This is a genomic window from Streptomyces sp. NPDC020299 (assembly GCF_044387825.1).
In the GTDB taxonomy this organism is placed as follows: domain Bacteria; phylum Actinomycetota; class Actinomycetes; order Streptomycetales; family Streptomycetaceae; genus Streptomyces.
Genome location: NZ_JBIRWL010000007.1, coordinates 290,555 through 304,102, shown reverse-complemented (window position 1 = coordinate 304,102; position 13,548 = coordinate 290,555). Strand labels below are relative to the sequence as shown.

Genomic DNA, 13,548 nt, shown 5'->3' with positions numbered 1-13,548 from the left:
CTTGTGGCACCTTATGGGGCATGACTGAGATCGCTATCAGCGCAGCCCGCTCCCAGCTCGGTGACCTGGTCCGCCGTGCGGCCCACAGCCGGGAGACCATCGCCCTCACCGACCACGGGCATGTGGCCGCTCTCCTCGTCTCACCACAGGTGATAGAGGATCTCGAAGACGCCTTGGCCGTCGCCGACTACCAGCGGCGCAAGGCTGAGGGCACGCTGGGCGAGGGCATCCCTATGGCGGAAGTGCGCAGGCGGCTGGGGCTCGAGAAGCCGTGACCTACGAAATCATCTTCGAACCGCACGCCCTCGACACTGCGGCACGGTTTCTCAAGGAAGACCCCACCGGCCTCGCCAGGGTTCTGGACGCAATCGACGAGCTGGCCCATGATCCTCGCCCAGTAGGGTCGACGCCGTACGGTCCGGACATCCGCCGCATCCGCGTCGGCGAGTACCGGGTTATGTATGTCATCGACACAAAGGTCATCCGGGTCCTCATCACCCACCTCGGCCGGACGACCTGACCGCCTCCAGGAACTCCAGCCTGTTGCCCACCGGATCCCCGGAGTAGAAACGCCGGTGGCCGGGCAGGTTGTCGTCCCAGGTCACCGGTGCTCCGAGTGTCGCCAGCCGCGCCGCGTACGCCTCGATGCCCGTCACCCGCAGCCCCGGATGGGCCTTCTTCGCGGGCCGACAGTCACATTTTCCGCCTCCGGCGGGGCCGCCAGTTGCACATGGTCCACCGCGGTGAGCATCACGCCTCCCTCGTCGCCACGGCGAAGATCCGCCGGAACGGGAACGGCGTGCCGTGCGGGCCCGCCGGGTAGGCCTCGCGCAGGGCCGCCCGGTACTCGGCGAGGAAGTCCTCCCGGGCCTGAGGGTCGTCGGCGAGCGCGGTGAGGACCGGGCGCAGTCCCGTCCCCTTGACCCAGTCGAGGACCGGGTCCTCGCCCTGGAGCAGGTGGATGTACGTCGTCTCCCACACGTCCGCCGTACAGCCCCGCCCGCTCAGCCGGTCGAGGTACGCCTCGGGCGTGAGCACCGCGTCCTCGTGGCGCAGGACGTCCGCGAGGCGGTCCTTCCAGCGGGCGGAATGGGCCAGGGAGCGCATCAGGCGGTGACTGGGGGCGGCGAAGTTGCCGGGGACCTGGAAGGCGAGGGTGCCGCCGGGCTCCAGGGCGGTGACCCAGTCGGCGAAGCGGTCGGCGTGGCCCGGGACCCACTGGAGCGTGGCGTTGCTGATGATCAGATCGTGGGGTCCGGCGGGCGTCCAGGTCCGGGCGTCGGCGGGGGCGAAGTCGAGGCGGCCACCGCCCGCGGTGGGGCCCGCGTGATCCACGTGGGCCTTGTCGAGCATCTCGGGCGAGTTGTCGTACCCGGTGATGTGCGCGGTGGGCCAGCGTGCGGCGAGCAGTGCGGTGACGTTGCCGGGGCCGCAGCCGAGGTCGGCGATGCGGGGCGGGGCGCCGGGGAGGTCGGGGACGCGGGCGAGGAGGTCGGCGAAGGGGCGGGCGCGGTGGCCGGCGTGCCGGAGGTACTGGGCGGGGTCCCAGGCGGGAGTGGTCATGTTCCCCACCTTCCCAATCCAGTTATCTCGCCGTCAAGAGATTCGACATCAAGAAACTTCACATCAAGAGACTTCACGTCGACACAACCACTACACTGATCGTCATGGAGGACGAGGTCGATCGGCTGGTCGCTGCGTGGCGCCGGGAGCGCCCGGACCTCGACGTGGAACCGCTCGAGGTGCTCAGCCGGGTCAGCAGACTGGCCCGGCACCTGGACCGGGCACGCCGGCTGGCCTTCGCCGAGCACCAGCTCGAGCCCTGGGAGTTCGACGTGCTCACCGCGCTCAGGCGTGCGGGGACGCCGTATCAGCTCTCGCCGGGGCAGTTGCTGACCCAGACCCTGGTCACCTCGGGCACGATGACCAACCGCATCGACCGGCTGGCCAAGAAGGGCCTGGTGGAGCGGCTGCCCGACCCGAGCGACCGGCGGGGCGTGCTGGTCCGCCTGACCGGCGAGGGCCGGGACCGCGCGGACCAGTCGCTGGCGGGCCTGCTGGACCAGGAACGGGCGATCCTCGCGGAGCTGACCAGCGCCCAGCGCAGCGAACTGGCCGGTCTGCTACGCCAGCTGACCGCCCCGTTCGACAACATCCCCGGCTGAGGAGCCTGCCGGGCGGACCAGGCCGGAGACGCGGGGTCTGGCACGCACTCCCCCACTCTCGGCTTCTCCCCCATCGCCCCCGCTCACCCAAGCTGGTCAGGCACTGTTGGTTTCCTCCGGCCTGATCCGCCCGGCAGGCTCCAGGTCGGCAGGCCCGACCCCGGCCCGCCGGGCCAGGGCGACGGCCGCCAGGGTGGAGTGGACGCCCAGTTTGCCGAGGACGTTCTGCATGTGGGTGCGGACGGTGTGCGGGGAGAGGAACAGCCGTTCGGCGACCGCCTTGCGGCCGAGGCCCGCGACCATGCAGCGCAGCACCTCCCGTTCACGCGGGGTGAGGGACTCCACCAGCCGCTCGCTCTCGGTGCGGTGCTTGCGCGCGGCGGTCAGTTCCCGCAGCACCCCGGTGAGCAGGGCGGGCGGCAGATGCGTCTCGTCGCGCAGGACCCCGCGGATGACGTTGAGCAGCCGGGACAGCGAGCAGTCCTTGGCGACCCAGCCCGAGGCGCCGGCCTGGAGCGCGAGGGCGGCCCGGCGCGGGTCGTCCTTCTCGGCGAGGACCACGGTCCGTACCGCCGGCTGTGCCGTCCGGACACCCGCGACCAGCGAGATCCCGTCGACGAGGCCCTCCTCGTCGCCGTCCTGCACCGGTACGGCCGGGCGTATGCCGGGCACATGGCCGCCCAGGTCGGCGTCGACGAGCAGCACGTCGTAGCGGCGCCCCTCGGCGGCCGCCCGCTCCAGGCAGCGCAGCGCGGCCGGGCCGCTGCCGGCGGCGGAGACGTCGACGTCGGGCTCGGCCGCCAGGGCGGCGGCGAGCGACTCGGCGAAGATACGGTGGTCGTCGACGACCAGGACTCGAATGCGAACCACTGAAACCCCCACTGGTCCGGGAAACGACGACCTTGCGGGTACGACCCCACGGCTGACGGAAACGCAACCGCACGGCCGCCGCCGTGCGGAGACTGCTACCCCCACCGCGGGCGTCGTACCCGCGTGTCTCGCCCCCTGATCAGCACCGGCCCCCACCGGTGCTGCACATCAGGGTACGGACCGGGGCGGGCGGCGGAAGCCTATTTGCAGAACTGGCCGTCCGGCGCGTTTATGGTGTGCCGCATGTTTCGTATTGAGGCGGAAGTCGACAAGGCCCGACATGATCTGCTCCGCTCCCGCCTGCGCGACGCCAACACGGCCGCATCGCCGGTCCTGGCCGCCCTGCGCGGCAGCCCGGGGGAACGGGAGCGTCCGCTGCACCTGTGGGCGTCGGACGAGACGGGCGATTTCGCCGGCGGACTGGTCGGCCACACCTGGGCGACCTGGCTGCACGTGACGTACCTGTGGGTCGACGCCCGCCACCGCGGCGCGGGCCTGGGCTCCCACCTGCTCGCCGCCGCCGAGCGGATCGCCCGCACCGACCACGGCTGCCGCAGCGCCCGCCTGGAGACCTGGGACTTCCAGGCCCCGGACTTCTACCGCCGGCAGGGTTACGAGGTGGTGTGCGTGATCCCCGGCTACCCGCCGGGGATCACGGAGTACACGCTGACGAAGAACCTCAGCTGATCCGCCGCGCCCCCGGCGCCGGTACCGCCTCGAACACGCGGGGGGCCGTGAAGCCCGCCGCCGCGAAGGCCTCCTCGACGGCCTTGGTGATCGTGTCGACCTCGGCGGCCTCGGCCAGGACGATCGCCGAGCCGCCGAAGCCGCCGCCGGTCATCCGGGCGCCCAGGGCGCCGCTCGCCAGCGCGGTGTCGACGACCAGGTCCAGCTCGGGGCAGGAGATACGGAAGTCGTCCCGCAGGGAGGCGTGGCCCTCGCTCAGCACCGGGCCGATCGCCCGGGTCTCGCCCGCCCGCAGCAGGGACACGACCCGCTCGACCCGCTGGTCCTCGGTGACGACGTGGCGCACCAGACGGCGCACCTCCTCCTCGTCGCCCAGGCGGGCGAGGGCCGCGTCCAGGTCGCCGTAGGGGATGTCCCGCAGGGCGTCCACGCCGAGCAGCGCCGCGCCCTTCTCGCAGCCCGCGCGCCGCTTGCCGTACTCGCCGCCGCTGTGGGCGTGCTTGACCTGGGTGTCGACGACCAGCAGGCGCATGCCCTCGGCGGCCAGGTCGAAGGGGATCTGCTGCTGGGACAGGTCGCGGGTGTCGAGGAAGAGGGCGTGGCCCTCCTCGCAGCACGCGGACGCCGTCTGGTCCATGATGCCGGTGGGGGCGCCGACGTAGACGTTCTCGGCGCGCTGGCACAGGCGGGCCAGCTGCCAGCGCTGGAGCCCGAGCTCGTACAGGTCGTTCAGGGCGAGCGCGACGACGACCTCCAGGGCCGCCGAGGAGGACAGGCCCGCGCCGGTCGGGACGGTCGAGGACAGGTGGATGTCGGCGCCGGTGACCGGGTGGCCGGCCTCGCGCAGCGCCCAGACCACGCCCGCCGGGTACGCCGTCCACTCGCTGTCGCTCTCGGGGGTGAGGGCGTCCAGGGAGAGTTCCGCGACGCCGCCCTCGATGTCCGCCGAGTGCAGGCGCAGCACGCCGTCGGCGCGGCGCGAGACCGCGGCGGTCGCCACGTGCGGCAGGGCGAACGGCATGACGAAGCCGTCGTTGTAGTCGGTGTGCTCGCCGATCAGGTTGACCCGGCCGGGCGCCGACCAGACGCCCTCCGGCTCGGCTCCGTACAGTGCGGCGAAGGCCTCGCGGACCTGCTGTGCACCCACTAGTGCTCCCTTGCGATGTGCTGGGCGAACTCCCAGGCGTCGGCGACGATACCGGCGAGGTCCGAGCGGGTCGGCTGCCAGCCGAGGCGCTCGCGGGCGGCCTGGGCGGACGCGACCAGGACGGCGGGGTCGCCGCCCCGGCGGGGGGCCACGACCTCGGGGATCGGGTGGCCGGTGACCTTGCGGACGGTCTCGATGACCTCGCGGACGGAGAAACCTTCGCCGTTGCCGAGGTTGCAGATCAGGTGCTCGCCGGGCCGCGCGGCCTTGAGGGCCAGCAGGTGGGCCTCGGCGAGGTCCGCGACGTGGATGTAGTCGCGGACGCAGGTGCCGTCCGGGGTCGGGTAGTCGTCGCCGTAGACGGAGATCGACTCCCGGCGGCCCTGCGCGACCTGGAGGACGAGGGGGATCAGGTGCGACTCGGGGTCGTGGCGCTCGCCCTGCGCGCCGTACGCGCCGGCCACGTTGAAGTAGCGCAGCGAGACGGCGCCGAGCCCGTGGGCCGCGGCCTCGCCGGTGATCATGTGGTCGACGGCGAGCTTGGAGGCGCCGTAGGGGTTGGTGGGCTTCGTCGGCGCGGTCTCGACGATCGGGACCTGCTCCGGCTCGCCGTAGGTGGCGGCCGTGGAGGAGAAGACGAGCCTGTGCACGCCCGCCTCGCGCATCGCGCCGAGCAGGGCCATGGTGCCGCCGACGTTGTTGTCCCAGTACTTCTCGGGCTTCACGACCGACTCGCCGACCTGGGAGGACGCGGCGAAGTGCAGGACGCCGTCGTAGGAGGGGTCGAGCCACTTGCCCGCGTCGCGGATGTCGCCCTCGACGAACACGGCCCCGGCGGGCACGCCCTCACGGAAGCCGGTGGTGAGGTTGTCCAGGACGGTGACCTCGTGTCCGGCTTGAAGCAGGTGCTGGGCGACCACGCTGCCGACGTAACCCGCCCCGCCCGTCACCAGGTACTTACCGCTCATGAACTCGCTACCTCTCGCAGTCGCTGAGCCGCGCGCTCCGGCGGCACGTCGTTGATGAACACGTTCATGCCGGATTCGGAACCGGCGAGGAACTTCAGCTTGCCGGAGGTGCGGCGGATGGTGAAAAGCTCGAGGTGGAGCGCGAAGTCGTCCCGTGTGACGCCCTCGAAGTCCTCCAGGTGGCCGAACGGCGCCTGGTGCCAGGCGGCGATGTACGGCGTGGGAGGCTCACCGTCCCCGAAGATCCGGTCGAAGCGCCTCAAGAGTTCCAGATAAACCTTGGGGAATTCTGAGCGTGCCGCCTCGTCCAGGGCGAGCAGATCGGGGACGCGGCGCTTGGGGTACAGGTGGACCTCGTACGGCCAGTGCGCGGAGTACGGCACGAAGGCCACCCAGTGTTCACCCTCAAGGACGACCCGCTCATCGGCGAGTTCCCTCTCCAGGATGGCGTCGAAGAGGTTCTCGCCGCCGGTGGCCTCCTTGTGCGTCGCGAGCGAACGCAGCATCAGCGCGGTGCGGGGGGTGGTGAAGGGGTACGCGTAGATCTGTCCGTGCGGGTGTCCGAGCGTCACGCCGATCTCGGCGCCACGGTTCTCGAAGCAGAACACCTGCTCGACGGAGGGGAGGTGCGACAGCTCGGAGGTCCGGTCGGTCCAGGCGTCCAGCACCAGTCGCGCCTGCTCCTCGGTCAGGTCGGCGAAGGAGGCGTTGTGGTCGGAGGTGAAGCAGACGACCTCGCAGCGCCCGGAGTCGCCGGCCAGCGAGGGGAAACGGTTCTCGAAGACGACGGCGTCGTACGACGAGTCGGGGATCTCGCTGAGACGGTCCCCCTGCGAGGGACACAGGGGGCACTCGTCGGCGGGCGGGTGGTAGGTGCGGCCCTGCCGGTGCGAGGCGATCGCCACCGCGTCACCGAGCAGCGGGTCGTGGCGTACCTCCGAAGTGGTGACCGTGCGCTCCAGCGGGCGCCGGTCCACCGCGTCGCGCACCGCGTCGTCCTTCAGGTCGTAGTAGATGAGCTCACGACCGTCGGCCAACCGGGTCGAGGACTTCTTCACCGCGACTCTCCATCCGTACACCCAGCAAGGCACCAAACAGAACCGAACACATCAAACCACAAACCCCCACGCCCGTCACCATCACAATCAAACAAAGAACACCAAGCAAGGTGAAAGCCGCATGCGAACCCCCACGTACCTGGCCGCCGAGCTCCGGCTCCCGACCAACTGGCTCGACTACACGATCCTCGCGATCTACTTCGTCGTCGTCCTGGGCATCGGTTTCGCCGCCCGCAAGTCGGTGAAGACGAGCCTCGACTTCTTCCTCTCCGGACGCTCGCTGCCCGCCTGGATCACCGGCCTCGCCTTCATCTCGGCGAACCTGGCGGCCACCGAGATCCTGGGCATGGCGGCCAACAGCGCCCAGTACGGCGCCTACACCGTCCACTGGTACTGGATCGGCGCCATCCCCGCCATGGTCTTCCTCGGCCTGGTGATGATGCCCTTCTACTACGGCAGCAAGGTCCGCTCGGTGCCCGAGTTCCTGCTGCTGCGCTTCGACAAAGGGGCGCACCTGCTCAGTTCGATCCTGTTCGCGTTCGCGGCCATCCTGATCTCCGGAGTGAACCTCTACGCCCTGGCGATCGTCGTCGAGGCGCTGCTGGGCTGGCCGCAGTGGGTGGCCATCGTGGTCGCCGGCGCCTTCGTCCTCGCCTACATCACCCTCGGCGGTCTGTCCTCCGCCATCTACAACGAGGTGCTCCAGTTCTTCGTGATCCTGGCGGCCCTCATCCCCCTCACCGTCCTCGGTCTGAAGAGGGTCGGCGGCTGGGGCGGCCTGACCGACCGGCTCACCACCCTGCACGGCCACAACTTCACCACCGCCTGGGGAGGCACCGGCATCGGCAGCGCCAACCCGCTGGGCGCCAACTGGCTGACCATCGTGCTCGGCCTCGGCTTCGTGCTCTCCTTCGGCTACTGGACGACGAACTTCGCCGAGGTGCAGCGCGCGCTGTCCGCGAAGAACCTCTCCGCCTCGCAGCGGACCCCGCTGATCGCCGCGTACCCGAAGGTCTTCATCGTCTTCCTGGTGATGATCCCGGGCCTGGTCGCGGCGGCGCTGGTGCCGAAGATCGGCACGCCCGGCTCGGGCCTGCAGTACAACGACGCCATCCCCTACCTGATGGAGCAGCTGCTGCCCAACGGCGTGCTCGGCATCGCCGTGACCGGTCTGCTCGCCGCCTTCATGGCGGGCATGGCGGCCAACGTGTCGTCCTTCAACACCGTCTTCACCAACGACATCTGGGGGAGGTACGTGGTCCGGCACCGCCAGGACGACTACTACGTGCGCTTCGGACGGCTGATCACGGCGGTCGGCGTGGTGGCGTCCATCGGCACGGCGTTCCTCGCGTCGTCCTTCTCCAACATCATGGCCTACCTCCAGACGCTGTTCTCCTTCTTCAACGTGCCGATGTTCGTCGCCTTCATCGTCGGCATGTTCTGGAAGCGCGCGTCCGCCAAGTCCGGGTTCTGGGGTCTGCTCGCCGGGACGGTGACCGCGATGGTCAACTACTTCGTGTTCTACAAGAAGGGCATCATCGGCATCCCCACGGACCAGGGCGCCAACTTCGTCTCCGCGATCGCCGGGTTCGTCGCCGGCGCGGTGGTCATGGTCGTGGTGTCGCTGTTCACCCGGCCGAAGCCGGAGCACGAGCTCCAGGGGCTGGTGTACGGCACCAGCTCACCGGGCATGGCCGAGCCGGCCGCCGCCGGGGACGACGCCTGGTACCGCCGGCCGGCGCTGCTGGGCTGGGGCGCGGTGATTCTGGCCGCCGCCTGCTACGTCCCGTTCTCGTTCTCACTCTGATCGCGGGAGGATGAAGAGACCATGTCCGAGTCCGAACACTCCTGGTACTCCGAGGAAGACGTCCAGCGGGAAGTCACCGAGCTGGAGCAGAAGTCCGAGACGGCCGCGCGGATCTTCGACCTGCGGCGGATCATCGGCGGGCTGTTCGTGCTGTACGGGATCATCGTGACGATCGCCGGGATCACCGCGTCCGATGCCGAGATCGCCAAGGCGCAGGGGGTGAACATCAACCTGTGGACCGGGATCGGGATGCTGCTGCTGGGGTTGTTCTTCCTGGCGTGGCTGAAGCTGCGGCCGACGCCGCCGCCGGTTCCGCAGGTCGCGCCGGACGAGGAGCGAGACGGCGCGGGCGAGTGACGGGCGCCGGGTGCCTGTGACTCACCCTGCGCTACCTCTCCGGCCCGGTTGCCGCCCGGTCCAGCAACCCAGTGCGCGCGGCCAGTGCCGCCGCCTCCAGGCGGGAGCCCACGCCCAGTTTCATCAGGACTCGCTGGACGTGGGTCCGGGCTGTCGACGGGGCGATGCCCATGCCGGCCGCGATCAGGCGGGTGTCCTCGCCGTCGGCGACCCGGACCAGGACCTCCACCTCGCGCGGGGTGAGCATCTGCAGGAGGCGCTGGCCCTCGTCGTCGGGCTGCGCGGCGGGGTTGAGCAGCTCGCTGAAGGCGCCCTGCAGCAGCTGGGGGGCGACGGCCGCCTCACCGGACCTGGCCTTCATGATCGCCCGCTCGACGCCCTCGATGCGCTCGTCGTGCCGGACGTAGCCGGAGGCACCCGCGGCGAAGGCCGCCGCGATGCCCCGGGGCGACGGGACCGGGCCCAGCACCAGGACCGCGACCTGCGGGCGCTCCCGCTTGATCTTCACCACGGGGTCGAAGATCCCCGGCTCGGCGGGCGCCGCCGTGCCCAGCAGGCACACCTCGGGCGCCCGGCTGATCACCAGGTCCGCCGCGCCCGCGGCCGGTGCCGCCGCCGCGAGGACCCGGTGCCCCCGCAGCTTCAGCGCCGAGGCCAGCGCCTCCGCGAGCAATCGGTGATCGTCGACCACCATGAGCCGCACTCCCATGCAGCAACCCCCCAGTCCCCCCATGGATGCCCACTATGGATGCCCACGGCCCACTTGGACAGAGGGCCCCCCGGCACCCCGCCCTTCATGCCCCCGGAAGCTACACGCTTGTTCGACGTCGCGCTGCCCCTACTGGTGAGAAGTGCCCCTGATCGCTGGAATTTCCGCTGTTCCTCACCATCGGCAGCGCCTGACGGGTGATCAGTTCCTGGTGATCAGCTCTTGGTGCCGAACGCGACGACCAAGTCCTTCTCGCTGTCCGAGGAGGACGACCTGTCCGCGTAGATCGCCGACATGTACAGCCGGCCCCGGGAGAAGAGGAGCTCCGCGTACTCCGGCAGCATGTCGGTCTCCGCGTCGCGCACCGACTCGGTGGCCGGGTTCTCCAGCAGCTTGGTCTCCTTGAAGGAGCCGCCGGCGATGCTGACGATCTGCCCGCCCTTGTCGTAGGGCGGACGCTTGTACGCGAGCAGGTTGCCGCCGTCCATGCGCAGCGGGGAGATCGTGTAGCCGTCGCCGGCGTCGGCGCGCTGGCCGGTCTGCTTGCCGGTGCCCAGGTCGAAGGCGACGATCTCGTTGGTCCTGCTGTACTGGCCGGTGCCGTCGTGCTCCTCGGTCGGCACGTACAGCTTGTCGTTGCCGACGACGATCTCCTTGCAGTACTCGACGCGGCTGATGCCGTCGCAGCGGCCGCCGAAGGAGTCGCCCGGCGCGGAGATCCGGGTGCGCAGCTTGCCGGTCTTGTTGTCGATGGAGAAGTAGTCCGAGATGCCGCTGCCGTCGCCCGCGCTGTTCCCGACGTCGGCGGCGACCACCAGCGGGTCGGTGGAGACGACACTGGCGTACTCGATGCCCGCGGTCATCTTGTACTCGGAGATCACCTTCCCGGACTTCGGGTCGATGGTCTGGATGTGCAGCTGGCGGTTGTCGTACGGGCCGCACTTGCGCACCGCCACCAGCTTCTCGCCGCCGCCGTACCCGGCGTCGTAGCAGGTGTCGTCCGACTTCGGCTGCCACAGCACCTTGCCGGAGGCGATGTCGAAGGCGGCGCCGCCGTTGGTGCTGCCGACGGCGACGGTGTTCTGCGCGACCGTCACATTCTCGAAGCTGATCGGGTAGTCACCGGAGTCGACCGACTTCGTCCACAGCTTCTTGCCCGCGGCGAGGTCGATCGCGGCGATCTGGCTGCATCCCTCGGCGGAGTTCTTCGCGGGCATCTTCGGCTGGAAGGTGATCGCCGTCCGGCCGTCGGACGTGACGTGGTTCGTGACCGCGCAGACCGGGCCGGGCAGCTTGACCGTCCACAGCTTGGTGCCCTTGGCGGGGTCGTAGCCGACGATCTGGGCGACGCCGGTCTTGGCGTACACCTTGTCGGTGAGCCAGGAGCCGGCGGTGGAGACGGTGTCGTCCGCCTTGGGCAGCGGAACCTTGAAGAGCTGCGTGGCGGCGGTGTCGGCGGGCGCCTTCTCCTTGCCGCCGGTGGAGGTGCCGCCGGTGCCGCCGCCCTTGTCGTCCTTGCCGCCCGTGCCCCCGTCGGAGCTCGCGGTGTCCTTCTTCCCGCTGCCGTCACCGCCGGACTTCGCGTACCAGACCCCGCCGCCGATGATCAGGGCGACCGCGACCAGCGCCGAGACGATGATGACCACCGAGCTGTTCACCTTGCGCCCGCCGCCGCCCGGCTGCCCGGGCTGCGGGTGCATCGGCATGGTCGGCTGCCCCGGGTAGCCGTAGCCGGGCTGGCCGTACGCGGTCGGCTGCTGGGGGTACGGGGCCTGCGGCTGGGCGTACGGGTTCGGCTGCTGTCCGGGGTAGCCGTAGCCCTGCGGGGGCTGCGGTGCGTGCGGGTAGCCGTAGCCGGGCTGCGGGGCCGGAGGCGTCTGGGGGGCCGGCGGGTTCTGCGGTAGCTGCGGTGGCTGCGGCGGGCCGAAGCCGCCCTGCTGCGGGGGCTGGTTCGGGGGCGGAGGCGGCGGCTGGGTCATGACTGATGTACCTCGGCAGAAGGCTCGGGGAACGGAGCGGAGCGGAAGGCGGCGGAGGGAACCTGTCTCACTTGCCGAAGGCGAGCATCAGCTTCTCCTTCGCGTCGTCGTTCCCGGACAGCCGGGTGGAGGAGATGTAGAAGCGCCCGTCGGCCCAGGCCACGGCGCCGTCGTAGAAGCCGTCCTCGATCTCCGCGGTGCCGCTGGGGTTCTGCAGCAGCTTCGTCGTCCGGTGTGCGGAGCCGCCGGTCGGGATCGACACGACCTGGCCGCCGGTGTCGTACGACGGGTGGACGTACGCGACGAGCTTGCCGCCCTCGACCTCGACGGGGACCATCGCCTCGTCAGCCGGGGACTTCACGCGCCACTTCGCCTTGCCGTTCGCGAGGCTGATCGCGACGATCTCGTTGGCGCCGCTGGTGGTGTCGGTCGGCAGGTAGAGGGTGCCGGCGTCGACGGCGACGCCCTGGCAGCCCTGGAGGTCGCGTTCGAGGATGGTCCAGCCGCAGCTCGGGGCGAACTTCTCGTCGACCTTGACCTCGGAGCGGAACTTGCCGTCGTCGGTGAAGGAGGAGATGTTCCAGGCCTTCTTGTCCTCGTTGGTCAGATAGACCACGAGCGGGTCGACGGAGTACGTCCGTGCGACCGTCCAGCCCTTCTTGACCTGCTGGGTCCACTTGACCTTGCCGGTGGCCGGGTCGAGCGACTGGATCTCGTCGTGCTCGTCGCTGCCGGTGGCGTCGCAGGAGGCGACGGAGATCAGCCGGCCGGTGCCGCCCGCGAACGCGGTCGGGAAGCAGTCGGTGCCGTACTTCTTCTTGTCGTACAGCTTCTTGCCGGTGCCGAGGTCGTACGCCGTGCCCGACTGGGAGCGGCCCACCATCAGCGTCTTGCCGCTGATGGTCAGTTCGACGTTGAGCGCGCTGTCGAACAGCCCGCCGTCGGCGACCTCGCCGCTCCAGCCCTTCTTGCCCGTGTTCAGGTCGATCTGCTGGAGCTGGTTGCACTTGGCACGGTCGCTGGTGCCGCTCATGTACGCCACGACGACCTTGTCGTCGGCCGACTTGTGCGGGGTGACCGCGCAGATCTTCTGCGGGAAGGTGAGGGGGGACCAAGTGGGGTCGCCGTCGCCCACGTTGTAGGCGAAGACCTGCTTGTAGGCCGCCTTCACCGCCGTCTTGCCGGTGATCCACATGCCGGGCGCGTCGGCGCCGGAACCGGGCGCGTCCGGTGCCGTCTTGTACCAGAGCACCTTGGCCTCGCCGGGCTTGCGGCCCGCGTTGAGGTCCGCCGGGTCGGACTTGCCGTCGCCGCTGCCGTCACCGGGGTTGACCGGGGTGCCGGTCGCGGTGGGCTTGGTGCCGTCGCTCTTCTGCGCGACCGGCTTCTTCTTGCCGCCGCCGTCATCGCGCGTGACCGCGTACACGGTGCCGCCGATGACCAGCAGCGCCGCCACCGCCGCCCCGATGACGAGTGCGGTCCTGCCCTTGAAGGGGCCGCGCGGGCCGCCGGGTGGCGGGGTGCCGGGCGCGCCGGGGTACTGCGGCTGCCGCGGGTAGCCGTACCCGGGCTGCCCGCCGTACGGGCCCGGCTGCTGCGGCTGGCCGTACGGGCCGGGCGTGCCGGGCGCCGCGTACGGGCCGGGCTGGGCGTAGGGGCCGGGCTGCTGCGGGTAGCCGTACCCCGGCTGGGGCTGCGGCGGCTGGGCCGGCGGTGGGCCGAAACCGCCCTGCTGCGGTGGCTGTTCGGGCGGCTGTGTCATCAGCGCGTCTCCCCCTCGTTCACTGATTTCTAGCCAGTT

Annotated in this window: 14 protein-coding genes and 1 pseudogene; 6 read left to right on the top strand and 9 right to left on the bottom strand. The window is 70.5% G+C overall.

The window, feature by feature from the left end; all coding sequences use genetic code 11:
• Positions 1 to 20 precede the first annotated feature (20 nt).
• Complete coding sequence (locus tag ACH45E_RS20400; protein WP_361443450.1) at positions 21 to 275, top strand: type II toxin-antitoxin system Phd/YefM family antitoxin; 255 nt, start codon at positions 21 to 23, stop codon at positions 273 to 275.
• Positions 272 to 520 (top strand): type II toxin-antitoxin system RelE/ParE family toxin, encoded by a 249-nt coding sequence (locus tag ACH45E_RS20395; RefSeq protein WP_361443447.1) that lies wholly within the window; start codon positions 272 to 274, stop codon positions 518 to 520. The genes ACH45E_RS20400 and ACH45E_RS20395 overlap by 4 nt, the downstream gene beginning before the upstream one ends.
• Here ACH45E_RS20395 and ACH45E_RS20390 read toward each other — a convergent pair.
• A pseudogene (locus ACH45E_RS20390) lies at positions 495 to 698 on the bottom strand (glyoxalase); the annotation flags it as partial. The gene ACH45E_RS20395 and the pseudogene ACH45E_RS20390 overlap by 26 nt on opposite strands.
• A 52-nt stretch (positions 699 to 750) precedes the next feature.
• Positions 751 to 1,563, bottom strand: a complete 813-nt coding sequence (locus ACH45E_RS20385; RefSeq protein WP_361443441.1) for a trans-aconitate 2-methyltransferase — start codon at positions 1,561 to 1,563, stop codon at positions 751 to 753.
• Positions 1,564 to 1,667: 104 nt separating this feature from the next.
• Between ACH45E_RS20385 and tamR the strand changes: the two genes are divergently transcribed.
• Positions 1,668 to 2,165, top strand: coding sequence for a MarR family transcriptional regulator TamR (gene tamR, locus ACH45E_RS20380; protein WP_361443438.1), 498 nt, complete (start codon positions 1,668 to 1,670; stop codon positions 2,163 to 2,165).
• A gap of 96 nt (positions 2,166 to 2,261) precedes the next feature.
• Here the strand turns inward: tamR and ACH45E_RS20375 are convergent, their stop codons facing one another.
• Positions 2,262 to 3,035, bottom strand: coding sequence for a response regulator transcription factor (locus ACH45E_RS20375; protein ID WP_361443435.1), 774 nt, complete (start codon positions 3,033 to 3,035; stop codon positions 2,262 to 2,264).
• 231 nt (positions 3,036 to 3,266) lie between these two features.
• On the opposite strand from ACH45E_RS20375, the gene ACH45E_RS20370 reads away from it, so the two are divergent.
• Complete coding sequence (locus ACH45E_RS20370) at positions 3,267 to 3,722, top strand: N-acetyltransferase (protein WP_361443432.1); 456 nt, start codon at positions 3,267 to 3,269, stop codon at positions 3,720 to 3,722.
• Here the strand turns inward: ACH45E_RS20370 and galK are convergent.
• The 3 genes from galK to galT are packed head-to-tail and all read right to left on the bottom strand — an operon-like array spanning position 3,715 to position 6,895.
• Positions 3,715 to 4,869: a galactokinase gene (galK, locus tag ACH45E_RS20365; protein ID WP_361443429.1), complete on the bottom strand. Its 1,155-nt coding sequence runs from the start codon at positions 4,867 to 4,869 to the stop codon at positions 3,715 to 3,717. The two genes, ACH45E_RS20370 and galK, sit on opposite strands and share 8 nt — an antisense overlap.
• Positions 4,869 to 5,837: a UDP-glucose 4-epimerase GalE gene (gene galE / locus ACH45E_RS20360; RefSeq protein ID WP_361443426.1), complete on the bottom strand. Its 969-nt coding sequence runs from the start codon at positions 5,835 to 5,837 to the stop codon at positions 4,869 to 4,871. The genes galK and galE overlap by 1 nt, the downstream gene beginning before the upstream one ends.
• Positions 5,834 to 6,895: a galactose-1-phosphate uridylyltransferase gene (galT, locus tag ACH45E_RS20355; protein WP_361443423.1), complete on the bottom strand. Its 1,062-nt coding sequence runs from the start codon at positions 6,893 to 6,895 to the stop codon at positions 5,834 to 5,836. Before galT ends, galE begins: the two co-directional genes overlap by 4 nt.
• A 121-nt stretch (positions 6,896 to 7,016) precedes the next feature.
• Between galT and ACH45E_RS20350 the strand changes: the two genes are divergently transcribed.
• Together ACH45E_RS20350 and ACH45E_RS20345 are read left to right on the top strand one after the other, a co-directional pair.
• Entirely contained in the window at positions 7,017 to 8,702 is a 1,686-nt protein-coding gene (locus ACH45E_RS20350) for a sodium:solute symporter family protein (protein ID WP_361443420.1), read from the top strand.
• 21 nt (positions 8,703 to 8,723) lie between these two features.
• Positions 8,724 to 9,059: a hypothetical protein gene (locus ACH45E_RS20345; protein ID WP_361443417.1), complete on the top strand. Its 336-nt coding sequence runs from the start codon at positions 8,724 to 8,726 to the stop codon at positions 9,057 to 9,059.
• 31 nt (positions 9,060 to 9,090) lie between these two features.
• On the opposite strand, the gene ACH45E_RS20340 is transcribed toward ACH45E_RS20345, so the two are convergent.
• The 3 genes from ACH45E_RS20340 to ACH45E_RS20330 all read right to left on the bottom strand — a co-directional run bounded on the left by ACH45E_RS20340 (position 9,091) and on the right by ACH45E_RS20330 (position 13,509).
• A complete protein-coding gene (locus ACH45E_RS20340) occupies positions 9,091 to 9,768 on the bottom strand; it encodes a response regulator transcription factor (protein WP_361443414.1) in 678 nt (225 codons plus the stop codon).
• A gap of 215 nt (positions 9,769 to 9,983) precedes the next feature.
• The gene (locus ACH45E_RS20335; RefSeq protein WP_361443411.1) at positions 9,984 to 11,747 is read right to left on the bottom strand and encodes a PQQ-binding-like beta-propeller repeat protein; all 1,764 of its coding nucleotides are present in this window, start codon (positions 11,745 to 11,747) and stop codon (positions 9,984 to 9,986) included.
• A gap of 67 nt (positions 11,748 to 11,814) precedes the next feature.
• On the bottom strand, positions 11,815 to 13,509 hold the full coding sequence (locus ACH45E_RS20330) for a PQQ-binding-like beta-propeller repeat protein (RefSeq protein WP_361443408.1): 1,695 nt from the start codon (positions 13,507 to 13,509) through the stop codon (positions 11,815 to 11,817).
• Positions 13,510 to 13,548: the final 39 nt, after the last annotated feature.

What these genes read in the sequence shown, in the direction of transcription:
- ACH45E_RS20345 (WP_361443417.1), top strand. Translation starts at nt 8,724, where the DNA reads ATGTCCGAGTCCGAACACTCCTGGTACTCCGAGGAAGACGTCCAGCGG.
- ACH45E_RS20400 (WP_361443450.1), top strand. Translation starts at nt 21, where the DNA reads ATGACTGAGATCGCTATCAGCGCAGCCCGCTCCCAGCTCGGTGACCTG.
- ACH45E_RS20330 (WP_361443408.1), bottom strand. Translation starts at nt 13,509, where the DNA reads ATGACACAGCCGCCCGAACAGCCACCGCAGCAGGGCGGTTTCGGCCCA.
- tamR (WP_361443438.1), top strand. Translation starts at nt 1,668, where the DNA reads ATGGAGGACGAGGTCGATCGGCTGGTCGCTGCGTGGCGCCGGGAGCGC.
- ACH45E_RS20350 (WP_361443420.1), top strand. Translation starts at nt 7,017, where the DNA reads ATGCGAACCCCCACGTACCTGGCCGCCGAGCTCCGGCTCCCGACCAAC.
- ACH45E_RS20385 (WP_361443441.1), bottom strand. Translation starts at nt 1,563, where the DNA reads ATGACCACTCCCGCCTGGGACCCCGCCCAGTACCTCCGGCACGCCGGC.
- ACH45E_RS20370 (WP_361443432.1), top strand. Translation starts at nt 3,267, where the DNA reads ATGGTGTGCCGCATGTTTCGTATTGAGGCGGAAGTCGACAAGGCCCGA.
- galE (WP_361443426.1), bottom strand. Translation starts at nt 5,837, where the DNA reads ATGAGCGGTAAGTACCTGGTGACGGGCGGGGCGGGTTACGTCGGCAGC.
- ACH45E_RS20340 (WP_361443414.1), bottom strand. Translation starts at nt 9,768, where the DNA reads ATGGGAGTGCGGCTCATGGTGGTCGACGATCACCGATTGCTCGCGGAG.
- ACH45E_RS20335 (WP_361443411.1), bottom strand. Translation starts at nt 11,747, where the DNA reads ATGACCCAGCCGCCGCCTCCGCCCCCGAACCAGCCCCCGCAGCAGGGC.